A 23,929-nucleotide genomic window follows, 5' to 3' on the forward strand; every position below is an offset into this window, starting at 1 on the left:
CGGCAATGACGTGACTGAGACACGTCATTTATCCCGCTATCAACTTGCGCTCTCCGTCAGACAGGCAAAGCGGGGCCCTCCGTACACCAAAACGGACGCATTGAAACACAAACCGGGAAACGGGAACTGGTAAAGCAGGACGAATTTTCTTTTGCTGATTTTTGCGTACCTGACGACCAGTCAACCCCGGATTAGAAGTGACGCATTCCGGGCAACGACCTCGATTTTCGCGAAAAGCGTAGCTTCATAGAGTACGCGGCGCAGACAAACAGAAAGCCCTCGATCAAGTTTTCTGTAAGCATAGTTTCGATTGCGCTACACGATGCCTTCGAATCCCATTCGGAATCCGCCAACAGTTCGTAGCGACAAGCCATTTGAAGGCTGAAGCATTGCTTAACTTCAGCTTCACCGTTTAAGGACCGATGTCTAGAAGAACGGCGTCGCGGTAACGGCGTGCCCTCTTGAAAGCGCAATCAATCGGCTGGCCAGCGTCGTAAAACCGAAGGAACTCCATCGAACAAGAAATCCGCGTAGACCTCGCTCGTCTCACTGCGAAGCCGGCGCATTCGCGGTGGCGGGCGCCGGTCCCGCCGGCGTTGGCGTGTTCGCAACGGCCGGCGGATTGGCCAACCAGCCGCCACCCATCGCCCTGAACAGAGCAAACTGCGCCTGCAGTTTGCCGACCTCTTCCCGCGCCTGCGACGACTGACTTTCGAGCAGCGCAACCCGCACCTGATCGATATCGACGCGGCCCGTGTCGCCGAGCTGATAGCGGCGCTGCACCTGGCTCAACTGCGTGGTGCGCCGCGTGACTTCTTCATTGCGCGCCTTGAACAACTCGTCCTGCCGGTTCAAGCGCGCCAACGCACGGTCGACGTCATAAAACGCGCCGAGCGCGGTCTTTTCGTAGGTGAACATCGCCTGCTGAGCCTGCGCATCCGACGACTCCACCTGCGAGCGTCGCGCGCCAAAATCGATCAACGGCATCGCCATCGCCGCGCCGAATAGCCAGAACGTGCTGGGCCCGAGGCTCTGACCCGCGATCTCCCAACCATTGCGTGCGAGCAGACCGCTTAGCGAGATGGTCGGCCAGTAATTGAGCCGCGCGACATCCGACTGCCGGACCGCGCCGTTCACGCGCGCCTGCGCCGCGATCAGGTCCGGGCGCCGCATCAGCAGATCGACGGGCTGACCCGGTTCGATGTTCGGCAGGGGGGTCATCAGCTTGTCGCTTTCGTCGAGAATGCCGGCGAATTCCGCAGGCTGCACGCCGCACAGGTTCTGCAGATTCAACCGCGCCTGCACGATGCCGTTCTCCACGTCCTGCAAGCGCGCCTCGACCTGCGCGCGGCCAGCACGCGCGGCTTCGATGTCCGTGCTAAGCACGAGGCCCGCGGTAAAGCTCTTTTCGGCGATATTGACGAAGTCATCCGCGATGTCCCGGCTCTGCAGCAGAATCGTGCGTTGACGTAGCAACCCGCGATACGTGACGTACAGATCCGCGACACCCGACACCACGCTCAGGCGTACCGCCTCGGCATCGCCCGCGGCCGCACGCGCCTGCTCGCGTGCCGCCGAGAGCCGCGCCCGTCCCTGGCCGAACAGGTCGACCTCCCATTGGGCCTGCAAACCGACACGCCAGAACTGCGCATCGGTATTGTTGATGCCGAGAATTTCCTCGAACTCGAGCTGCGTCTCGCCGCCGTGATACTTCGCGGCGCTCACACCTGCTCCGACCGACGGCAGCAATTGCGAACGCGCGAGTCTGATCCCGGCCTGCACCTGATCGACGCGCGCATAAGCGGTGGCGATGTCGAAGTTGTGCGCGAGTGCGAGCTCGATCAGTTTGTTCAGCGTCGGATCGTTGTACTGCGTCCACCAGGTCGCGAGATCCTGCGCGGACATCGGTGTCGCCGCGCCCGCTTGCGCCTCCGAATACTGCGGTGGAAACGCGGCGGGCTTTTCCAGTTGCAACGAACCCGTGCAGCCGGCTTCGAGCAACAGGGCCGCGATGGCGAAAAGATAAGGGCGCGCGCGGATCATTTTGCTTCCGGGTGTTGACCCGGCTCCCATTCCGCCTGCTTGATCGAGAACAGCATCGCATACAGCGCCGGCACGGCGACCAGCGTCAGCACGGTGGCGAAAGCAAGGCCCGCCATGATCGTTATCGCCATGTCCTTGAAGAAAGGATCCCACAACAACGGTGCCATGCCGAGTGCCGTCGTGCCGCCCCCCAATACCACCGGCCGCAGTCGGCTCATCGCGCCGTGGGTCACCGCCTGCATGCGCGGCACGCCCGCGGCGATCTGCGAATCCATCTCTTCGACGAGCACGACTCCGTTCTTGATCAGCATGCCAAACAGACTCAATAGACCGAGCAGCGCCATGAAGCCGAAGGCGCCGCGGAACAGAAGCAGACCGAGCGTCACACCGCAGATCGACATCGGCACCACGAGCAGCACGACGAGCGCGGGTTTCAGGCGGCCGAACATCATCATCACGATCAGCGCCATGGCGATGAAGCCGAGTGGCAGTTGACGGAACAGGCTCTCCTGCGCGCGCGTCGACGACTCGTGCTCGCCGCCCCATTCGAAGCTGTAGCCGGGTGGCAGCTTGATGTTCTCGATGCCGGAGCGTATGCGGTTGAACGCGGCGACACTGTTCTGTCCGTAGATCGGGTTGGCCGAAACCGTGAGCGTGCGGATCCGGTTCTCGCGCGCAATCTGGCCTTCCTCCGTACCGACCGTGAAGCCGTTCACCACGTCGCCGAGCGGCACGTAACGGCGCAGCCCCGTGCTGAACACCTGCAGGTCCTGCAGACCCGCGACGCCGCGCGTGTAGTCGGGCGAGCGCAGCACGATTGGCAGCAACTGATCGCCTTCGCGATAGATGCCAGCCCGCAGGCCTTCGGTTGCATAAGCCATCGTATCGGCGACCTGCCGGCGCGTGACCCCGAGCGAGCGCGCACGCGATTCGTCGAATTCCGGCCGCACGATGCTGATCGGCGTCTCCCAGTCGTCGCGAATCGCGATGATGCGGCCGTCTGCCTTGAGCACGTTCTGCGCTTCCTGCGACAACCGGCGCAGCACGACCGGATCGGGTCCGGAGAAGCGTGCCTGAATAGCCGCGCCACCGCCGGGACCGAAGTTGGGTCGCGTGACCGTCCAGTGCTGCTCGGGGAAGCGCTTCTTCAGGTCGGCTTCGATGTCCGGAATCATGTCGTCGATCAGGTTCTGATTCTTCGCGCCGACGATGAACTGCGCGTAGGCCGGATCGCGCGTCTCGGGATCGTAGACGAGGAAGAAACGCGTCGCTCCCCCGCCGATATACGTTTGCACGTTGGTGACGTCCGCGTGCTTGAGCAGCACCTTTTCCACGTCGCGGCTCTTTTCGACGACCGCGCGAATATCCGCCCCGCGTTGCAAACGCATATCGACATAGAAGATCGGCGTGGTCGACGCGGGGAAGAAGCTCTGCTCGACGAAACGGAACGCCCATCCGGCGAGCACCGTCAGCACGACGAGGCCGATGACCACGACCACGCGCTGTCTGGTAACCCATGACAACACCTCGCCGTAACGCTTGTACAGCTTCCCCTTGAACGGGTCTTCATCGATGATGTCGGCGGCCTTGAAGAGATACGTGCCGAACAGCGGCGTCAGCGCGATGGCAATCACCCAGCTAAATAGCAGCGAAATCGCAGCCACAGCGAACAGCGACGCACAGAATTCGCCGACCGCGTCCGGTGACAGGCCGATGCCCGAGAAAGCCAGAATCCCGACGATGGTCGACGCGAGCAGAAGCCATTGGTTCGCTTTGAGAATTTCGGTCGCCGCCTCGAGATGCGACATGCCGCGCTGCACCTTCACGAGCATGCCCTCGACCACCACGATGCTATTGTCGGTCAGCATCCCCATCACGATGATCAGCGCGCCGAGCGAGATACGCTGCAGCTCGATGCCTGCCCCGTACATGACCAGCAGCGTGCCGAGGATCGACAGGAACAGCTCGACGCCCAGCACGACGCCCGCGCGCCAGCCGAGCGCGATACCCAGCGCGACACCGACGATCGCCACGGACAGGAACACGTCGAAAATGAAACCGCGCACGCTCTCGTCGACGACCTGCGGCTGATCGTAGAGCGAGTGCAGCTTGATGCCGATCGGGCGGTCACGCTCCAGCTCCGCGAGCTTCGCCTTGATCTCCTCGCCGACCCTCACCACGTTGACGCGCGGCCGGGCGCTGATACCGATCGTGATCGCGGGCTCGCCGTTGTAGTGGATGACGTGGTTCGGGATCGTCGCATAGCCATGGCTCACGCGCGCGATGTCGCCCAGCAGCAGCGGGCCCGGCGTATTGTTGACCGGCAGCGAACGGATGGCCTGCAGCGAATCCAGCGAGCCCGTCGGCGCAATCCGCAACGACAGATCGCCGACGCGTTCGCGGCCCGCAGGCCGAACCTCGTTCTGCACGAATAGTGTCTGCGCGAGATCGTCGGTGGACAGGTTGTTGGCAATCAGTTGCGACTGGTCGACGTCGACCGAAATCTGCTCCTGCTGCTCGCCGGCGATCACGATGTCCGACACATCGTCGAGCGTCAACAGCTGGCGGCGCAGTTCGCGCGCGTAGTCAAACAGTTGCGCCTGGGTGTAGCCCTCGCCGGTCAGCGCATAGAACATCCCGTAGACGTCGCCGAAACGGTCGAGCACGAGTGTCGGACCCGCGCCCGGTGGCAACCGTACCTGTGCATCCGAGACCGACTTGCGCAACTCGTCCCACACCTGCGGCAATTGCGCCGACGTGTACTGGTCGCGAATCTCGACGCGGATTTCAGAGTAACCCGGCGTCGAACGCGAGGTCAGCTTCTCGACCTGCGGCATCTGCTGGATCCCGCTTTCGAGTCTGTCCGTCACTTCCTGCTCGACCTCGTGCGCACTCGCGCCGGGATACAGCGTCACGACGACCGCGGTCTTGATCGTGAACTTCGGGTCTTCGAGCCGCCCGATGTTGAAGTACGCGAAGATACCGCCCAACAGCGAGATGATCGTCAGAACCCACGCGATCAGCGGCTTTTCGATAAGGGGGCGCGCGAGATTCATTGAGGTGCATCCATCGGACGGACTGCCATTCCCTCTTTCATGAACTGCGATCCGCCTGCCACGACGCGGTCGCCCTCGGCTACGGCACCCGCGACGACCACATCGTCATTGCGGATTTCGCGCACGTTGACCGGCACCGCGTGCACGCGGCCGGACGCGGCATCGTAGCGCCACAGATTGCGCTGGCCGTCCGCGGCGATCGACACCGCGGCGATCGGAATCGCGAAGTAGCCGTTGTTGCCGTTTTGCGCGACCTGACGCGCCGTGTCGGAAATCTGCACGCGCAACGCCATGCCGGGAAACAGCATCGCGCTTTGCGGTCCTTCGATCGAGAACACGAGGCGGTAGGCCGCCGAAGTGGGCGAAGTCTGCGTGCTCCGTTCGCGGAACACGAGCGGATAGCGGTTCTGCGGCCGCTCGGGCAGCCATGCTTCGGCTCTGAGCGTCTTGTCGACGAACAGCCGCTCGGCGATGCTCTGCGGAAGATCGACGCCGACATCGACACGGCCGATGTTTTCCAGATTGAACGCAGGCGTCCCCGCCTGCACGACCTGCTGGATCTCGATGTTGCGGCGAGCAATCCGGCCGTCGAACGGCGCGGTGAGCTGCGTATTGCGCAGGTCGCGGCTCGCCATGTCGCGTGCCGCCCGCGCGGCGTCCGTGGAAGCCGACAGTTGCTCGTAGGCAGCCTGCGACAGAATCCCGTCCTTGCGCAATACCGCCTGGCGCTTCAGGTTATCGCTCAACTGTTGATATTGTGCGTTCGCGCGTTGCAGCTGCAGCTTGTAGGGCTCTTCATCGATACGCGCGATCAACTGCCCGCGTTTCACCGACGCACCTTCGAGCACCGCGATCTGCACGACTCGGCCCGATACCTCGAAGGCGAGCGGCGAGATGCTGGTCTGTTCGACCCGCCCGGTGAAAATGCGAATGGAGGAAGCGTCGGCCGGTTCGACCTTGGCAAGCTGCACGGCCGGCCTCGTCTCGCCGCTCTGGGTTTCGGTTTGCCGTTGGCAGCCCGACAGGGAAAGCACGAGCGCACAGGTCAACGCGCAAGACCATGCGCCGGTCCATGCGACTCCGGCTAATCGGTGAACCGGTGGTGCATCGGTGCGGTTTGCGTTCATGACGTCCTCGGCTGACTACTGGCGCAACCCATGCCGCACACGCGGCGGCAACGCAGTTCGCGGCCCACGCGAATACGGTGCTCTTCAGGTTGCTCAGGAATTCATAGGGGTCCGTAACAGTGGATCGCGATCAAGCATCCGCTGTGGCTTGCACGGCGAGGTCAGACTCGCGGAACGCTTGCATCCCGTCTGTCATCGCGGCGCCGTCGTTCAATGTGTTGTTGATATCGGGACTCGCGCGGCTCCACTTTCGTCTGTCATGTTCGTTCCTCGCGTTCCAGAGGATGACCTTGCAGGGTTAAAGGACAGTGACCACTCGTTCCGAGCTCGGCTGTCAGGCATCCAGTCCAACTGCCGAACTGCTGCGTCACGCCGATGAAAGACTGAGGAAATTGGCGAGTCCACCCCGTATGGAAAGCACAATAAAACGCACGACGATTTCAGCGCAATCGGGTCTCTTCGATTGAGACATGCTGCAAAAGTATTTAAGTTACCAAACAATTGCTTGTCAAGAGAGGCAGTTCACCGGTGGTCTCTTAGTGTCACGCGTGCGTCACCGTGCCCTTTCACAGTACGTCACAGGCATCATGGCCGATCACCGTGCTGTCCGTCAATTGCCCTGCGATTCTTAGCGCGGCTACATAGATTTATTCCATGATGTTTTGGACTGCGGTCGACGAAAGATCGCTGTGAGTACTCTGCTGTGCTAATGACGAAGTGCACGGGGCAAAAGTGTTATAGGTTTGAAGGAATTTTGTTTCGCCAATGGCGCAGCCATGATTGTTAAATCGGAATTCTTTCTTTTTGAAGCTAATGCGCGGTATGGCGAACGGCGCCGGTTGCACAAGCAAATTGCCGGGCGTACAGTACTCAGCGAACAAATAATTCGCATTCAGATTTGTCGAATCGGTGTATGAGGCAGCGGGCTGTGCGTCGACCCTGCGTGAGGAGACCGTTGGCAGTTGCAACGCCGGAAGCTGCCGCCTGAGCGTTGATCGTTCGCCGTCCATAAGCGCCCCGTCGGTGCCGGAAAACCGGTGGGTCCTTTCTGCCGTTCCGCATGACAACGGTCCAAAGCACGATGACTGGTACGGCACCGCACACGACTGAAGTCCATTCCACACGTGTCGACACGCTCGATTCTTTCTGCCGGGTCGCACGTCGAGACGGCGATTCATCGAAAGCCATGCCGTTGCTTCGTCCATCGCAGCATAGGTGTTCGGCCGTTCGCGCAAGGCATCCAACGTGGCACGGTTTGTGATTTCCCAGACCGTCCGGCGTCGGCGCGGCGCGCCAGCCACATTGCACGAAGCTGTCCGCCGCATCATGACGCGTGCCCTCTCATCATGGATGCCACGTTGTGTGGCACTTGCGCTGCTCGCCAGCGGTCTTCTGTCCGGTTGCGCAATGGTGACCGTCAGCACGCAAGGCCCCGAGCAATACATCGCGATGCGCCGTGGCGATATCCTGTCCACCGGCCGGCTGAGCGCCGCGACGCGCGACACGTTGCGCAGCGCGGCGCTCGACGAGAATAGCTGCCAACGCGATCCGCTCAATTGCATCAATACGGTCTCGACAGTCGGCACGATCAACACCGACCGGCGATTGTCGAGCCTCGCCGAACTGTCGTTGCAGATGGCCATCACGCACACGCCGGCCAACGCCACCGATTGGACCGACGCGCAATTCGATCTGTGGCTCAGAACCGCACGATTCGCGTATGCATTCCTATTCCTCGGACAGCGCACCGCCGGCGAACGCGCATTCGAAGATCGTCAGACCCAGGTTCGCGACTACTACAACTATGCGGTGCAGGAGCTGGCCCGCGCGCTGTTTCTGCGCGGCGCGCTCGCTACCGATGGCGGCAACGGCGAGCCCGGCACGCTGCACATCGCCGGGTGGTCCATTCATCTCGACCTGAGCCATGTTCGGCTGCCCGAGGGCGTACGCGAGCCGCGCGAAGTGATCCCGGCGTCGCGGTTGTCGTTCGCTGGGATACGTAGCATTTATCGGCGCGATGGTCTGGGCGCGGAACTGGTTGCAGTCATGAACGTGCCGCCGCCTGAAGAGGATGGCGATACGGGAGTGACCACCGGCGGCGATAGTGGCGCGGACTCAGCGCTCAAAGCCGGCGAGTCGCCGCCAGCCGCTGCGCGGCCGAGGCCCGCGACGCGCTTTTTCAGCGAGATGCCGTCGCCTAACGTCACCGCATTGATCTGGTTCAGCCAGGGCACGCTCGAACAGGTGCTGGACTCGCATGACGTCGTGCTGTCCGTCTACGATCCGTATCGCGAAGAGAGTGTCGAGCGACACGGCCAGACGGTGCCTCTTTCGGCCAACTTCAGCGCGGGCTATGGCATCTGGCTCGCGCGCTCGGGTTTCGCCGGGCAATCGTTGCGCACGCTGTTTGGGCGCTCGCGCGGCATCGATACGCCGCGCATCTATATGATGCAGCCGTTCGACCCCGGTCGACGGATCATTCTGATGCTGCACGGACTCGCAAGCAGCCCTGAGGCATGGGTCAATGTCGCCAACGATATCCAGGGCGACGAAGTGCTTCGCCAGCATTTCCAGGTGTGGCAGGTTTATTACCCGACCAACGTGCCGATCCTCGTCAACCTCGCGCGCATCCGACGCGCCACGCAACAGACGCTCGCCCATTTCGATCCCGAGGGCACAGCGCCGGCGTCGCATGGCATGGTGCTGATCGGTCACAGCATGGGCGGCGTTATCGCTCGGCTGCTCGTGTCGACTTCCGGTGAAGAGCTCTGGACCACGTTCGAGAACAAGTATGTGCCTGAAGGCACCGATATCGATCGCGAGGACGAGCGGCTCAACCGGCTACTGAACTTCACGCCGATGCCGCAAGTCGAGCGCGCCATCTTTATCGCGGCGCCGCATCGGGGCACGCCGTTCGCGAGCAACCGGCTGTCACGCTGGGCAGCCAACCTCGTGCGTCTGCCGCTCGCGCTGCTCAACGAGTTCGAGGAAGTGATGAAGACGGCGACGAACATCGAGCCGCAGGGCCAAACTTTCCACGTGCCGAACAGCATCGAGCAGCTACGGGAAACCGATCCGCTGATCCGCGCGACATCGAAGTTGCCGATCAGCCCGCAGGTGTGCTTCCACTCGATCATCGCGCGACGCCGTGAAAATGGGCCGCTCGAAGATTCCAACGATGGCGTCGTGCCTTATCGCAGCGCGCATCTCGCGGGCGCGCTGTCGGAGAAGGTGATCGTGGCTGGACACAGCGTGCAGGAAACACCGCAGGCGATCCTCGAGATCCGACGGATTCTGCATGAAGATATCGCGCAGCTCGCTGAGCCCGGGGAGGTTTGCGGGGAGGCGGAGTTGGCGAAGTGATGGCTGGTTGGGCGGGGGTCTGGTGGGATGGGGCGGGCATGCGGTTAAAAGGCTGGAAGGATCCCCGGTGAGCGGAAAAATTGTTCTCTACAAATTACGTAGTAAATGCTACGGGCCGGGGGAGATGCGGCGAACTATTCCTGCTTCGCGTCCCGTGTCGTTGGGGTGGCGTGTCGTCCGGCACTAATTTGACTAATTCTCGTGAAACATAGGACGGTCAGGACGAGAAACGGCTTTAAAAACAATCGGTTGCGATATAACAAAGACGTTTTGATATGTTTCACGGCGTGGTAATTGGCGAGATCAGCCGAGGAATCAGGTGTTTGCGCTCGTATTGGCTAATACCCGCTCGTTTTTCGAAATTTAGTTCGTGACGCGCTATAATTTGTTCTGTCCCCCGATATTATTCGGCTGTAGAGATGAGTCAGCTACGTTTGCTGACGTTTCGATTGGGGTCGATTGCGGTGGTTTGTGACGGAGCGCGTTGTGGGTCAAGCGGGTTCGCACTCGTCTCTCTGGTCCTGTCACCGAGCCAACTCAAAGGCGGTATTTTGTAGGCTGGGTGATTCGCGGGCCCCTTCTCCTTTTGCCTGGTGACGACCACGCGACGGATTATGTGCCGATGCCCAGAGCGCTTTGTTCATGGTCTGCCGCTAGACGAGCAAAGAGGAGCGGGCAGAGATGGATCCGGACTCGGGTGGATACCCAGTAGGGAGGACTGGCCACACCATCTTTTCGACGATCGGCCCCGAGCCCATTACTCAAGAGCGCCCAAAGAGATGACCGGTAACTTCGTAGTGCATTGTTCTATCCAGTGCGGTCCGGGCATCGATCCGGTCGGCAACGAGCGACGTAGCGTGGCGATAAGGAAACGGACATACCTGCGCAACAACCGCCAGTCGGCAGGATGTGTCTACTCACAGGCGACGCCATTAAAGCGGATCAACGCCGATACAGCCAAACGAGCATCACCCATCATGAATCCAAGATCGGTTGTGTGCTCGTCGGAGGGGTGGTGAATCAGCGACCAGCGGGGACTGGGAGCAAGGCGGCGCTGCTCGGAATCAACAGCGAGCCTGCTCGCGAAAGGCCTGTCCTGCTTCTACAGACGGGCCATACGGATACAAGGCTGAGCATCCCTTAGCGCGTTTCGATCGACAACGTCACTAGCGCGCAGTGGTCTCTGAACCAATCAAATTCACTGTGCCGCGCAAAGAAACGAGCGGACGGGCGCCCGTCGATTGGGATCTAAATGCAAGTCCAACTGAGCCGACTCCCAATCAAGTGAATGCCGGCAATGACCCTGCGCGTTCCGTTGCCCCAAGCAGTTCTCCGCGAATGATCGCCGGTGCGATGTTGGGGCGAGTTGTTTCAAGGCGGTAGCGACCGAACGCGCCGTCATCGACGCAGCGCGTATCGGAAAATCACGGCAAGGTTCGGCTCGCAATTTGACCGGTGTGCATGCCCTTGCGTCGAGTCTGGTTCTTGATTTGCGCGCCGATGGGGAGAACGGCGAACCTTCCCATCGATGAATGGGTGCGGCATCGACGCCGCGGAAACGCGTCGACTGAACTTCGGGGCAGTGGACGACAGGGAGAATCTGCTGGAAAGGCTTTTTGTTTTAAAGGCGAGACGGGTTCGCCTTTCCATCCCGCCAGTCATGAATGATGGCAAGAAGACGTCGCTCGCGATTGCCTTTGCGATAATGTCGTCATTGCATCGCCACACGGCGGCAGATGAGCCAACTTCGGCAGATCCGGTCCGGACGACCACTTCGCCCATTTCAACAGGCTTATCCGCTGCGCGGTCCTGCGAGTTCGATTCGCGATTGCGCCTAAGCGGAAATCGGTCACAAAACGCCAAACAAATACGGGACGTTGGTCCGCCCCGCCGCGACGCTCGGCCGCCAACATCGACCTGAGTCGCCAGGAGTGTCTAGAGTCTAGACACTCTCTAAGTACCATTGAGTGTCTAGACTCTAGACACTTCTCTCCTCCCCACTGTCTTGCCTGACCAATAAAAAAGCCCGCACTAAGCGGGCTTCTCTACACTGCAAATCAATCAGCAATCAGTTCGTCTTCGGCTGCGACTGGAACATCTGTCCTATCAGCTGTCGTATCTGAATCTCTTGCGCCTCGGTAATCACCCCGGTCTTGATCTTGATCGTGAAGTTGCTGATGTCCTTCGTGATGCTCCCTGCGTGTTCGCGTCCCGCGAAAAACTTTTCGATGCTACGGCCGCTGGTCCCATTCGACGTCGTCTGCCGCGTCGCCAGCGCAGTAATCGCTGCGGCGACCTTGCCCTGATCCATCTCCCCTCTGACCAGCAGCGGCCAGATTTCGCGAGAAGCCTTAACGCCATCCTCGCCATGCTTTTTGATAGCCGCCGCAATCGCTTGCGCCGCGGTCCCGCCAAGCAGTCGCGGCTGGATATCGAGATCCTTTTTGATGAAGTCCGGCAGATTATCGAACGATAAAAACTGGTACAGGCCCGCCCGCGACAAACCCATCGCTTCCGCCAGCCGCTTGCGATTCGGGAATTCCGTCTCCGATCGACGAATCGCTACACCAATCTCGTAGTCCGCAAGGTCGTCGCGGCTGATGTTTTCGACCATCGCCAGGACCGCCATGTCCGAATCGGAACAGTCCGCGACCACGGCCTTGATCGTGTCGAGTCCCACCATCTTGTGCGCACGCCAGCGCCGCTCACCCGCGACGATCTGATAGTCGTCCGCTACACGACGGACCACGATCGGCTGCATCAATCCAACTTCCCGGATCGACTCGGCGAGCTCCGCCAGCTTGGCTTCATTGAATACACGACGCGGCTGCCACGGGTTCGGCAGAATACCCTCGACGGCCAGTTGCGACGCGACGCCAGTCGATTCCAATTCCTGCACGCGAAGTTGCGCAACGGCCAGCGCACCGGCGAGGCCCGGTGCCGTTTGCGTGCGGTTGCTGCGCTTCACCTCGTCTTCGTTGATCGACGAAGTTTTGCGAATGCCGGACGTCTTGGCCAGCAACTGTTCTCGCATATTGCTCATTGCGCGTTCCTCCATTTTTCCGAATAGATCTCGTCGATCCAACGACAGTAGTCGACGAGAGGCTGCCGCACGCGTTGCAGCGACTTAGCCGCGCTATGGTTGCTGCTAATGTCGAAGACAGTCGAGAAAGCTAACGCCCCCGTGCTCATCACCGAACTCGCCGGGACCTCGATCGAATGCAGCCAGTTTTCGTACGCGCTTTGCGCCCAAGCGCGCACGATCGGCGCCGACGAGTTCCGCCCATAATCGACTCGCGACAGCACGAGCGACACGAAGTCGTATTTCTTGTCCTTCTCGAATTTGATGAAGCTTTTGGACACGTCTGAAAAGAGTCGCCAGAACGACAGCGAACTAATGAAGTCCAGGTTTTCCGGCACCATCGGCATCACCATGGAATCCGCGGCCATCAGCGCGTTCAGATTGAGATACGACAGCGAAGGCGAGGTATCCATCAGGATGTAGTCGTACTTCTTGCGCAGCGGCTCGAGCCCCTGACGAAGCACGGTCCAGAAGCGGAAACCCGGTCGCATCTTCTGCATGGCTGGCAGATGGAATTCTGCGCCGATCAGTTCCGTGTGCGCGGGGATCACATCGATGCCATCCCAGTACGTCGACTGGACCCGTCCCTCCAGGCCGCCTTCGATATCCTGGTCATAGACATACGGCAACACCGTATCTTCCGGCGATACGTCTTTTTCCGCGTACAGTCCGCATAGTTCCGAAAGCGAAGCCTGCGGATCGAGATCGACCACCAGCACCTTGCGGCCACGCAGCGACAACCCCTGAGCGAGGCACATGGTCGTCGTCGTCTTGGCGGAGCCGCCTTTGAGCTGGGCGGTGATGATGATCTTCCCGTCAGGTTCCTTCAGGCGCGTGACCAGCGGAGTCTGGTAGATGTCGGAAATCTTTTGCACCCAGATTCGCGCTTCTTCGAGCGTAAAGGTCCGGGTTCGACCCGTACCAGCCGCCGTGCCCGAAGGCAGATCTCCATCGCCTTTTGTTGCGAGGTATTGAACCTGCGAGTGAGAGATGTTGCACATCTCGGCAATCTCGCCGGTCTTGAAAACGGGAGCCGTTTTTCGAGGACGCGGAGCCAGAATCGTGTCACGAAGCTCATTAGTAAAAATGGTGACTTTTTCTGCGAACTCGCTGATCTGCTCAAAGTGAACGGTTCGGTCTACGGCAGGAAGTTGGCTCGTTCTGACCATTCTGAGGTTTTTCCATAAAATTCCGGAAACCTCAGAATACAGGAAATACTCGAAAATAGCTTTTTAAATTATTGTTTTTATGTGGATTTTCTGCAAATTTCTGCGTTTCCGTATCGTTTCGACCGACGGAAACGCACCGGAAACTGAATGAGCCTTGCCTACATCAAATACGCGAAGGCACAAATGACCTCACCTTGACCCCGATCACGCCACCAAAACCTCTGTGCATGCTTAAAATCCAGGCACGTGGTGAGGTCATTTGTGCATTTTCTCATTTTCCTCGCCTCCCACCAGCGGCCAACAGCACAATCAACCTCACCATCCTCCAGTTCCAGTGGCTCAAATCAGCCCGGTCAGGCATCTAACAAGGCCAGCGCACAATCAACCTCACCTATAAACCGCGAAATGAATCTACAAAGGCGGTATCAACCTTGCCGCTCGACCAGCATCAACGGCGTCAATCACACGGGAAGCACAACCAACCTCACCATTGTCCGAACACAGACTTTTGCTCGCGCGTTCAGTCGCACAATCAACCTCACCATGTTGCGCCGCGCCAATTCTCTCTGAATATCTATACGCCCGGGTTAGTAGGTTTTTTTAAACCGAGAACAAACCGACAAACCTACGTGCAGACAGGATATTCAATTCAATCAACCATTTAAGGCTCAAAAGGTGAGGTAGGTTGTGTCGAAGGTGAGGTTCAGTGTGTTCAGAGGTGCGGTTGGTTGTGCAGCAAGGTGAGACCTATTCCTCAGCAAGGTGCGGTTCTCTGTGCCTGACCGCGTTCGGAATCACAAAGGTGAGGTGTGTTGTGCGAGATGCCGGAAACAGGCTCGAAAGGGCCGTCACATAAGGCGCAGCTGCCCGAGGCCTTCGGTTAAAGGTGAGGTTCTTTGTGTACATGGTGAGGTTCTGTGTGCGAAATCGCAGAATGGAAGCCGAATTGGCCCCTCCGCAGCGGTCGGTTTGATGGTGAGGTTCTGTGTGTTGACAGCTCACCACCGCGTGCTTACAGTCCCGTGAGCGAAAAAATGGGTGAAGACAATGGCTGCGGAGCATTCGGAAGAGGGCAAGTCGAAAGCGACGTCACGTCAGATGGCGCTCGCGTTGTTCGAAGACATGTTCGATCAGGGATTGCGCATCAATGAGGCCAATCGTGAGATCGGTTATCAGCGGAACGACTTCTTCACCGAAATCGTCAACATGGGGCTGCCGGCGCGACGCTTTCTCGATGCCGCCTACTTCATCGTCGCGCAGGAACCCGAGCAGCGCGACCAGTACGATGTCGAGCTCAACTACTTCAAGTGGCTGATGCGTTACGACAGCCGCAACCTGAAGCACCTGCGCACGATCGCCGACGAAGCGCAGAACGCCAAAGTCCGCGTCACGAATACGCCGGCAGACCGGGATCCCAACGAAGACGATCTATGGGTGCAGGTCCAGTTGATCGGCATGGTCGGTTTTCATCGTGGACGCATGCGTTTCGACGTTCATCCGCGGCTCGTGCCGCACATTCGCGACCCGCAGAAATCGCACTGGCTGAGTCTGCGCATTTCCACCGCGTTCACGCGTAGTCTCGCGCGTGCGATCTACGACAAGGTTTTGCCCAATGTCCCGGCGGGCCGCACGGACTGGATCCAGCTCGAGGAAATGCGAAACTGGCCCGGCAAAATGGGCGCGAACGCCGCCATCTTCAAGTACTTCAAGCGCGATTGGCTCGAGCCAGCCGTGCGCGAGATCAACGAGGTATCGGACGTCGAGATGTCGTACGAGACGCGGACCGCGTCGACGACGTCGAAAAAAATCGATCGCATCCGTTTTCTGCTCAAACGTAAGGACACCGCCGACGCAGTGCTGGCGAGCCTCGCGGATGCCAGCCATCTGTACAAGATTCTCACTGACGAATTCGGTCTATCGACCAAGCAGTTCAGCGAGATTTCGGAGAACCGCGATCTCTGGACCGACGAGCGCATCCAGCAGGCCGTCGAATACACCCGCTTCAGGATCAAGCGCGGCCAGGTCAAGAAGAGCCCCGCGGGCTATCTGATGCGCGCGCTGCGCGACAACTGGAAGATCTCCGACGCCGAGCGCACGATGGTCGACGTCCAGGCCAAACTGATCGCCGACGAAGTGCAGGAACAGGCGGTCAAGACCGAAACGCGCAACACGGTGGCGCACAGCATCGCCACCCGCGAAGAAGAAGTGCGCGCGCGCATGAACGAGGATTCGCGCAAGGGTCGCGACCATTTCAACGCCGCCGATGCGAAGACGCGCAAGGACCTGATGCATGCGTGGACCACGTCGCGCGAAGGCAAGCTGATGCTGCGTCGGATGAAGCTCGAACCGTCGACGGTCACCGAAGAGGCGATCTTCGCGAATACCGAGCTCGTCTGGTATCTGGGGCAGTTCGTGTTCGGCCGGATGAATGCGGCCCGTGCGTCGGCATGACGTGAACCGGAAATCGGCCCAACGCTCAGAACGACCCGAACAGCGAGCCCAGCACGATCACCACCACCAGCGCGAGCAACGCGCCGAGAATCCCGACGATCACGATGTCGCGGTAGCTCTCGCGATGTGTCGAGCCGCACACCGCCAGCAGCGTCACGACCGCGCCGTTGTGCGGCAGGCTGTCGAGCGTGCCGGAGGAGATCACGGCGACGCGATGCAGCAGCGCGGGGTCGATGCCGTATTGCCCGGCCAGTTGCAGATAGGTGCTGCCGAGCGCATCGAGTGCGATGGTGAGACCGCCCGAGGCTGAGCCGGTCAGCGCCGCGAGCAGATTGGTAGCGACCGCGAGCGATACGAGCGGCCCACCGCCGATGCCGAGCACCCATTCGCGCACCAGCGCGAACGCGGGCAGCGCGGCGATGACCGCGCCATACCCCACCAGACTGCCGACACTCAGCACTGGCAGCACCGATGCATTCGCACCCGCATCGATCGTCTCGCGCAGCGCCGGCAAGCGGCGCCGGTTGAGCAGCACGAGCACGACGATCGCGACGGTGAGCGCCACGCACACGCCCCACACACCGCCGACCGCGGCGAGCGAGGTCTCGCCCCACCGCACGTCGCCGAGGTAGTCGGCGTCGATGCGCGGCAGCACGATCACGTTCATCACGAAGTTCGTCAGCACGACCAGCACGAGCGGCGCGACCGCGACGCCGAACGCCGGTAGATCCTCGCTGATATGCCCGCGTTTCGCTTCTTCCGGATCGAAACTCTGCGATACGCTCGCGCGTTCACGCACGAGGTTGTCGCTAGCCGGCGGCTTGGTCGCCTTCCCCGCCTTGCTGAAGCCGTCGAACCCTTCGCTGGCTGCCTTCGCGCGCGCTTGCTGCAGAGACAGCCACCAGAGCCCGAACACGACCATCACGATACTCGCGATGATCCCAAGCCCCGGCGCGGCGAACGGCGTCGTGCCGAAGAACGGCATCGGGATCGCGTTCTGGATCGCCGGCGTGCCGGGCAGGGCGGACATCGTGAACGTCGACGTGCCGAGCGCAATCGCGGCCGGCATCAGACGGCGCGGAATATTGGCGGCCTGGAAGAGGGCGGTGGCCATCGGCGCGAGCACGAAGAACGCGACGAAGAGGCTGACGCCGCCATAGGTGACGAGTGCGCCACCGATCACGACAGCGAGAATCGCCCGATGCGCGCCGAGCTTCTCCGTCATGAAACTGGCGATCGCCTTCACGGAGCCGCTGTCTTCCATCAGCTTGCCGAACAGCGCGCCGAGCAGGAACAGCGGGAAGAACTGCGCGAGAAAACGCGCGGCGCTGAGCATGAAGGTCTGCGTCCAATGCGCGAGGATCGGTTCGCCCGATATCGCGGCGGCCAGCATGGCGGCGAACGGTGCAAGCAGCAGCACGGTCCAGCCGCGATATGCGAAGCCGACCAGCAGCGCGAGACTCGCGAGCATGCCAAAGAGCCCGAGACCGATCGCGAGCGGTGACAGGGTGATGACATCCATGGTCAGACTCCGTCGAGCAACGCGTCGAGATCCAGCGAGGAGCGTACGCCGATCGAATCGCCGTGCTCGGTGAGGAACGCCTCCGCGGCACGCCGGCCTTCGTCGCGCAGCATCGTCAGAAAGCTCCACTCGGCGTTCAGCTTCGATGAGTAGCCGAGTTCGGTCATCACTTCGCTCGAGATCCGATGGATGCGCATCTCGGCCCAATGGCGGCCTTCGTCGCTGCCGGCGTCCGCTGCGCGCCGCAGCAGCGCGATCATGCGCAACTCTTTCAGCAGTGGCGCGTTGAACGCGACCTCGTTCAGACGGCTGATGATGTCGCGCGCGGTGCGCGGCGTATCCTGGCGCTCGACGGGGTTGACCTGGATCAGCACCGTGTCGCTCGACGTGCATTCGCGCACCAGCGGCGTGATCGTCGGATTACCGGCGTAGCCGCCGTCCCAGTAGTCTTCGCCGTCGATCTGCACGGCCTGGAACAGCGTAGGCAGGCAGCCGGAGGCGAGCAGCACGTCCGGCGTCAGGTCGGCGTTGCGAAACACGCGCGCCTGGCCCGTGCGCACCCGCGTCGCGGTAATGAACAGCTTGATAGGCGCGTCGCGCAGATGTGCGAAGTCGATCGAGTCCTGCAGGATTTTCGACAGCGGATGCACGCCGCGTGGATTCAGGTCGTAGGGCGAAAACATGCGGGCCGCGAGGTCCATCGCGATGAACAGCGGCGAATAGTCGAGCGTCCAGCGACCCATGACCACGTCGAACGGGCTGCGGCGAAACGGGCTGAACACCGAGGCTTCGAACACGCGTCGCCAGAACGCTTCGAGCGCTTCGCGTGCGCCGGCCGCACCATTGACCTGATAGCCGCTCACCAGCACCGCGGCGTTCATCGCACCGGCCGACGTGCCCGATATGCCTTCGATTTGCAGCCACGGCTCTTCAAGCAAGCGGTCGAGGACGCCCCAGGTAAAAGCACCGTGCGAGCCGCCGCCTTGCAAGGCGAGGTCGATGAGGGCGGGTTCGCGTCGCGCGGGTGGGTTCTTTGCTGCAGCCAAGATGCCTCCGGTAGTGAGGACTGCTCCATTTCGCAAGCTGACGCCGCATGCACGGCGGACGGTTGAACTGCTAGCCAATGCTTTGAACTACCGAATGACATGCAGCGTGTTTCAATGGCGAAACATCGCACTGCACCATTGGTATTGGAAGTGGCCAGTGATTAAAAGTCAAGCGCATTCAACTCGATTCACAGACCTTGCGCGCAGGGAGGCTGGCAGGCCAATCCGGCGGAACAGAGAAATCCGCCTCGTCACGCCAAGGTCAAAAACAGCGTGTAGGGAATCCGGCTCGGGCGCCGCGTGTCCGGCATATTCATCGATGAGCGGAGTATCTTTGCAAGGAGATGCTGGACACGACAATGCGGCCGCAATCAAGCCGGAGCCAGACAATGTGAATGATTCGTCGGCGTATGCCGCTTGAATGTCAATTCGCTTGCTATCCGCGGTTTCGCCTTGCGCCAATCGACGCGGCTTCTTGCAATGTAATGTATCGGCTCGGCGGCCGGATACATTACGACATAATTCGACTGATGAACCAGGCTATAAAACAGGCATCGTCAAATCACGGAGAGCACCATGAGTGCCGAGTTGCTGCAAGGGTCCTGTCATTGCGGGGCCGTCAAATTCGAGGTTCGCACCGAAGTCGTTCCCGCTGGCCGTTGCAACTGCAGCCTGTGCCGCCGCAAGGGCGCACTGATGACGCCGCTGTTTCCGGCCAGTCAGTTGAAGATTCTGAGCGGCGAGGATTCGCTGACGCTGTACCAGTTCAACACGAAGGTCGCGAAGCACTACTTCTGCAAGCACTGCGGCATCTATCCTTTTCATCAGACGCGCAAAGATCCGCAGCAATGGCGCGTCAATATCGGCTGCCTCGAAGGGGTCGATCCTTATGCGCTCGAAGCCAGCGTGGCCGACGGCGCGAGTCTTTCCGTGCTGGAGGACGCATGAAACGCCTCTTTGCCATCGCATTGTTCGTCGCGGGCGGCTTCGCGGCCGAACTCGCGCATCCGTTGCAATGTACATTGATCCAGGCGAGCGGCGTGCAACTCAAACGCCGCCGCAAATAATCCGTCGATGGAAACTTCCGACCACGTACTGATCGTCGATGACGATCGCGGCATCCGCGAACTGCTCGCCGGATACCTCGAGAAAAACGGCGTGCGCGTCTCGCTCGCGGCCAATGGGCGCCAGATGCGCGCCGCGCTCGAGAACGGCGCGCCGGACCTGATCGTGCTCGACCTGATGTTGCCGGGCGAGGACGGCCTCGTGCTGTGCCGCGAGCTGCGCGCCAGCAAGTTCCGTACCGTGCCGATCCTGATGCTGACGGCGCGTAGCGAGGAAGCGGACCGGATCGTCGGCCTCGAAATGGGCGCTGACGACTATCTGACTAAGCCCTTCGCCGCGCGCGAGTTGCTCGCGCGCATCCGTTCGGTGCTACGCCGCGCGCGCATGCTGCCGCCTGGCATGCAGGTGACCGAGTCGGCGCCGATGCTGTGCTTTGGCGACTGGCGGCTCGACACGACCGCGCGCCATCTGCTCGACGCGGACGGCACGGAGGTCGCGTTGAGCGGTGCGGAGTACCGTTTGTTGCGCGTGTTTCTCGATCATCCGCAGCGCGTGCTCACGCGCGATCAGCTGCTGAACCTCACGCAAGGCCGCCAGGCCGATCCGTTCGACCGCTCGATCGATCTGATGGTGAGCCGCCTGCGCCAACGCCTGCGCGACGGTGCGCGCGAACCGCGCTACATCAAGACGTTACGCAGCGAAGGTTATGTGTTTTCGGCGACGGTCACCGCGATCGGAGACCCGCAATGAACGCACCGCCGTCGCCGCCCTTGCTGCGCTGGCCGCATTGGCCGCGCACGCTGTTCGCGCGGCTCGCGGTGATCCTGTTCGTCGGGCTCGCGCTCGCGCAGTCGCTGTCGGTCTGGCTCACGATGACCGAGCGCGACCAGACCATGACCAACATCATGATGGGCTACATCGAGCGCGAGGTCGCGAGCTCGGTCGCGCTGCTCGATCATCTGCCCCCCGACGAGCGCGCGCAGTGGCTGCCGCGGCTCGCGCGGCGCAGCTACGAATTCGTGCTCGGCCCCGGCGTGCCCGGCGCGCCGGTCGATGCAAGCCTGTCGGCGCGCGTCGCGCAATCGATCGGCGACGGTATCGGCACGCGTTATCCGTTGACCGTCAACGCGGTCCCGGGCAATCGCGAGCGTCTGCAGGTTCACCTGAAACTGAGCGACGGCACCCCGCTCACCATCGACTTGCGGCCGATGCCCGGCGCGCCGTTGTCGCGCTGGCTGCCGCTCGTACTGACGCTGCAACTGCTCGTGTTGGTCGCGTGCTGTTGGCTCGCGGTGCGGCTCGCGACGCGCCCGCTCAATCAACTCGCCGTCGCAGCCGATACGCTCGGCCCCGACCTGAAGGCCGCCCGCCTGCCCGAAGCGGGGCCGTCCGAAGTGGCGCGCGCCGCGCGAGCGTTCAACGCGATGCAGGACCGGATCGCCACGTACATGACCGAGCGCATGCAGATCCTCGCAGCGATCTCGCACGATCTGCAGACGCCGATCACGCGTATGCGTTTGCGCGCCGACACGATGGACAACGAAGCCGAGGCCGCGAAGTTGCGCCAGGACCTGCGGGAAATGGAAGCGCTGGTCAAGGAAGGGGTGACTTATGCGCGCACGATGCATGGCACGACCGAGCTGCCGCGCCGCATCGATCCCGATGCGCTGTTCGACAGTCTCGTCTGCGATTATGTCGACGCTGGGCAGGACGTGTCCCTGCAGGGCCGCTTCGGTCAGTCGCTGACGATGCGTCCGCAGGCGTTGCGGCGCATCGTCGGCAATCTGGTCGATAACGCGCTCAACTTCGGTGGCGCCGCGCAGATCGATATCGGTGAGTTGCACGATGGCGAGGCTACCGTGTCGGTGCTCGATCGTGGTCCGGGCATTCCGGTCGAATCGCTGGAAACCGTGTTCGAGCCGTTCGTTCGACTCGAGGGCTCGCGCAATCGTCAAACAGGGGGAACGGGGCTGGGTCTCGCGATCGCGCGGCAACTCGCGCTCGCGATGGACGCGACGCTCACGCTGCACAACCGCGCGGGCGGCGGTCTCGAAGCGCGGTTGACGCTGCGCAAGTTGCGCGAGTCATGATTGAAGGCTCGGACCACTCACCGATGCGAAATATTGTCCAGGCAGAATTTCGATCATAAAAGTTCACCAAGCCGTCACTGCCTAATCGTGATCCGGTTAGTACTGTCGATGACATCCATGAACGTCCTGCAGTTCAGCGCATTTCAGTGATTCCCCATCATTTGAGAAACCGCATTGATAATGCGGATGTTCGCATCGTATGTCACATGTCATGCGTGGAATTGTCAATTGTTAATTCGGGCATTCAATAAAATTCGGCAATGCAGCATTGATCGACGATTCGATCGCACCGCGCGACGCAAGCCGTTAGCCGGTCCTGCAATTAATTGACAAACCTCATCGGAGAGCCCATTCTTTTTGTGTGGTGGTTGCAGAGTTACGCGGCTGATCAAGAGCAAGATTGGCCGGGAGACACGTATCGTTCGAATCTGATCGCAGATCCTTTTTTTAAAAAGATCACTAAGAAGGAATCCGAATGGCGTCCACTTCACAAAAAATGTCAAAGATGCAACTCACCGGGATGGTGGTGGGCGGCATGGTCGGAGCCGGGATCTTTTCCCTGCCGCGTACATTCGCTAATGCCACTGGTCCGTTGGGCGCCGTCATCGCGTGGATCATCGCGGGCACCGGTATGTATATGCTGGCGCGGGTGTTTCAGGCGCTGGCGGAACGAAAGCCCGAACTCGACGCCGGTGTGTTCGCGTACGCGAAAGCGGGCTTTGGCGACTATCCGGGCTTTCTCTCCGCATTTGGCTACTGGATCGGCAGCTGTATCGGCAACGTTTCGTACTGGGTGCTGATCAAATCGACACTCGGCGCGTTTTTTCCGGTGTTCGGCGACGGCAATACGGTCGTCGCGATCGTCGTTGCATCGATTGGCATCTGGCTATTTCATTTCATGATCCTGAAGGGCGTGCAGCAGGCGGCCTTCATCAACAGTATCGTCACGGTCGCCAAGGTCATTCCGATTCTGGTGTTCATCGTGATCCTGATTTTCGGCTTCCGGATGGACCTGTTCCAGTCCAACCTCTACGGCGGCGGACTCGAAGGCAATATCTTCGAGCAGGTGCGCGCGACGATGCTGGTGACGGTCTTCGTGTTCATCGGTATCGAAGGGGCGAGTGTTTATTCCCGCTATGCGAAGAAGCGCACCGATGTCGGCCAGGCGACGATTCTCGGCTTCGTCGTCGTGACCGCGCTGATGGTACTCGTGACGTTGCTGCCTTACGCGGTGCTTCAGCGCGCGGACATCGCGGGCATGCGCCAGCCGTCGATGGCGGCGGTGCTCGAGGGGGTGGTCGGTCACTGGGGTGCCGTTTTCGTCAGCATAGGTCTGCTGATTTCGGTGCTGGGCGCTTACCTCGCCTGGTCGCTGATCTGTGCCGAAGTGTTGTTCACGGCGGCCAAGACCGAAGACATGCCCGCCGTGTTCGCGAGGGAAAACGCCAACAAGGTACCTGCCAATGCATTGTGGCTGACCAACATCGTGGTGCAGCTGCTCGTCATCAGCACGTACTTCTCGCGAGATGCGTTCGCGCTGATGCTGAATCTGACGAGCGCGATGTCCTTGATTCCGTACCTGTTCGTCGCCGCTTACGGATGCATGACCGCGAATCGCGGCGAGGGTTACGACGTACGCCCCGAAGAACGCCGGCGCGACCTGGTGATGGCCGCAGTCGCCGTGATCTACACGGTCTTCATGATCTGGGCGGGCGGCCTTAAATTCATCCTGCTTTCCGCCGTGCTGTATGCGCCTGGAACGGCGCTTTATATCTGGGCTCGGCGCGAGCAGAACAAGAGCGTCTTCATCGCTTCCGACTGGATCATTTTTATCGTTGCGGTCATTGGCGCGATCGTCGGCATCTATGGCCTCGCGACTGGGCGGATCGCGCTTTAACGGAATCCGGTTGAACAA

14 protein-coding genes are annotated in these 23,929 nt (G+C 60.8%); 7 read left to right on the plus strand and 7 right to left on the minus strand.

Going from position 1 to position 23,929, the window contains the following annotated elements:
- Positions 1 to 546 precede the first annotated feature (546 nt).
- Genes CI15_RS26000 through CI15_RS26010 form a run of 3 tightly spaced genes read right to left on the minus strand, consistent with a single transcriptional unit; the run spans position 547 to position 6,226 of the window.
- Positions 547 to 2,043, minus strand: a complete 1,497-nt coding sequence (locus CI15_RS26000; RefSeq protein WP_062133209.1) for an efflux transporter outer membrane subunit — start codon at positions 2,041 to 2,043, stop codon at positions 547 to 549.
- Positions 2,040 to 5,099 (minus strand): efflux RND transporter permease subunit, encoded by a 3,060-nt coding sequence (locus CI15_RS26005; protein ID WP_062133212.1) that lies wholly within the window; start codon positions 5,097 to 5,099, stop codon positions 2,040 to 2,042. The genes CI15_RS26000 and CI15_RS26005 overlap by 4 nt, the downstream gene beginning before the upstream one ends.
- The gene (locus tag CI15_RS26010) at positions 5,096 to 6,226 is read right to left on the minus strand and encodes an efflux RND transporter periplasmic adaptor subunit (protein WP_241495930.1); all 1,131 of its coding nucleotides are present in this window, start codon (positions 6,224 to 6,226) and stop codon (positions 5,096 to 5,098) included. Before CI15_RS26010 ends, CI15_RS26005 begins: the two co-directional genes overlap by 4 nt.
- A 1,362-nt stretch (positions 6,227 to 7,588) precedes the next feature.
- Here CI15_RS26010 and CI15_RS26015 point away from each other — a divergent pair.
- Positions 7,589 to 9,589: an esterase/lipase family protein gene (locus CI15_RS26015; protein ID WP_338152559.1), complete on the plus strand. Its 2,001-nt coding sequence runs from the start codon at positions 7,589 to 7,591 to the stop codon at positions 9,587 to 9,589.
- Between the two features lie 2,068 nt (positions 9,590 to 11,657).
- Here the strand turns inward: CI15_RS26015 and CI15_RS26020 are convergent.
- Both CI15_RS26020 and CI15_RS26025 read right to left on the minus strand, forming a co-directional pair.
- The gene (locus CI15_RS26020) at positions 11,658 to 12,632 is read right to left on the minus strand and encodes a ParB/RepB/Spo0J family partition protein (RefSeq protein ID WP_062133218.1); all 975 of its coding nucleotides are present in this window, start codon (positions 12,630 to 12,632) and stop codon (positions 11,658 to 11,660) included.
- Positions 12,629 to 13,840: a ParA family protein gene (locus CI15_RS26025; protein ID WP_162842062.1), complete on the minus strand. Its 1,212-nt coding sequence runs from the start codon at positions 13,838 to 13,840 to the stop codon at positions 12,629 to 12,631. The genes CI15_RS26020 and CI15_RS26025 overlap by 4 nt, the downstream gene beginning before the upstream one ends.
- 1,047 nt (positions 13,841 to 14,887) lie before the next feature.
- Here CI15_RS26025 and CI15_RS26030 point away from each other — a divergent pair.
- Entirely contained in the window at positions 14,888 to 16,291 is a 1,404-nt protein-coding gene (locus CI15_RS26030; RefSeq protein ID WP_062133224.1) for a replication initiation protein, read from the plus strand.
- A 25-nt stretch (positions 16,292 to 16,316) separates the two neighbouring features.
- Here CI15_RS26030 and CI15_RS26035 read toward each other — a convergent pair whose 3' ends face one another.
- Positions 16,317 to 17,813 carry a GntP family permease gene (locus tag CI15_RS26035; protein WP_062133226.1) on the minus strand — a complete coding sequence of 499 codons (1,497 nt, stop codon included), beginning with the start codon at positions 17,811 to 17,813 and terminating at the stop codon, positions 16,317 to 16,319.
- Between the two features lie 2 nt (positions 17,814 to 17,815).
- Complete coding sequence (locus CI15_RS26040) at positions 17,816 to 18,859, minus strand: patatin-like phospholipase family protein (RefSeq protein ID WP_062133229.1); 1,044 nt, start codon at positions 18,857 to 18,859, stop codon at positions 17,816 to 17,818.
- Positions 18,860 to 19,435: 576 nt separating this feature from the next.
- Between CI15_RS26040 and CI15_RS26045 the strand changes: the two genes are divergently transcribed.
- From CI15_RS26045 to CI15_RS26060, 5 genes are all read left to right on the plus strand, one after another.
- Positions 19,436 to 19,807, plus strand: a complete 372-nt coding sequence (locus tag CI15_RS26045; RefSeq protein ID WP_062133230.1) for a GFA family protein — start codon at positions 19,436 to 19,438, stop codon at positions 19,805 to 19,807.
- A complete protein-coding gene (locus CI15_RS38095; protein WP_277621097.1) occupies positions 19,804 to 19,926 on the plus strand; it encodes a hypothetical protein in 123 nt (40 codons plus the stop codon). Before CI15_RS26045 ends, CI15_RS38095 begins: the two co-directional genes overlap by 4 nt.
- 7 nt (positions 19,927 to 19,933) lie before the next feature.
- Positions 19,934 to 20,674 (plus strand): response regulator, encoded by a 741-nt coding sequence (locus CI15_RS26050; protein ID WP_062133234.1) that lies wholly within the window; start codon positions 19,934 to 19,936, stop codon positions 20,672 to 20,674.
- Complete coding sequence (locus tag CI15_RS26055; protein WP_062133237.1) at positions 20,671 to 22,014, plus strand: ATP-binding protein; 1,344 nt, start codon at positions 20,671 to 20,673, stop codon at positions 22,012 to 22,014. The genes CI15_RS26050 and CI15_RS26055 overlap by 4 nt, the downstream gene beginning before the upstream one ends.
- A gap of 475 nt (positions 22,015 to 22,489) precedes the next feature.
- Complete coding sequence (locus tag CI15_RS26060; protein WP_062133240.1) at positions 22,490 to 23,911, plus strand: basic amino acid/polyamine antiporter; 1,422 nt, start codon at positions 22,490 to 22,492, stop codon at positions 23,909 to 23,911.
- The last annotated feature ends 18 nt before the right edge of the window (positions 23,912 to 23,929 follow it).

The organism is Paraburkholderia monticola (assembly GCF_001580545.1).
Lineage (GTDB): Bacteria > Pseudomonadota > Gammaproteobacteria > Burkholderiales > Burkholderiaceae > Paraburkholderia > Paraburkholderia monticola.

Coding starts and splice junctions, on each gene's coding strand:
- CI15_RS26035 (WP_062133226.1), bottom strand. CDS start 17,813: ATGGATGTCATCACCCTGTCACCGCTCGCGATCGGTCTCGGGCTCTTT.
- CI15_RS26055 (WP_062133237.1), top strand. CDS start 20,671: ATGAACGCACCGCCGTCGCCGCCCTTGCTGCGCTGGCCGCATTGGCCG.
- CI15_RS38095 (WP_277621097.1), top strand. CDS start 19,804: ATGAAACGCCTCTTTGCCATCGCATTGTTCGTCGCGGGCGGCTTCGCG.
- CI15_RS26050 (WP_062133234.1), top strand. CDS start 19,934: ATGGAAACTTCCGACCACGTACTGATCGTCGATGACGATCGCGGCATC.
- CI15_RS26025 (WP_162842062.1), bottom strand. CDS start 13,840: ATGGTCAGAACGAGCCAACTTCCTGCCGTAGACCGAACCGTTCACTTT.
- CI15_RS26000 (WP_062133209.1), bottom strand. CDS start 2,043: ATGATCCGCGCGCGCCCTTATCTTTTCGCCATCGCGGCCCTGTTGCTC.
- CI15_RS26010 (WP_241495930.1), bottom strand. CDS start 6,226: ATGAACGCAAACCGCACCGATGCACCACCGGTTCACCGATTAGCCGGA.
- CI15_RS26020 (WP_062133218.1), bottom strand. CDS start 12,632: ATGAGCAATATGCGAGAACAGTTGCTGGCCAAGACGTCCGGCATTCGC.
- CI15_RS26045 (WP_062133230.1), top strand. CDS start 19,436: ATGAGTGCCGAGTTGCTGCAAGGGTCCTGTCATTGCGGGGCCGTCAAA.
- CI15_RS26030 (WP_062133224.1), top strand. CDS start 14,888: ATGGCTGCGGAGCATTCGGAAGAGGGCAAGTCGAAAGCGACGTCACGT.
- CI15_RS26005 (WP_062133212.1), bottom strand. CDS start 5,099: ATGAATCTCGCGCGCCCCCTTATCGAAAAGCCGCTGATCGCGTGGGTT.
- CI15_RS26060 (WP_062133240.1), top strand. CDS start 22,490: ATGGCGTCCACTTCACAAAAAATGTCAAAGATGCAACTCACCGGGATG.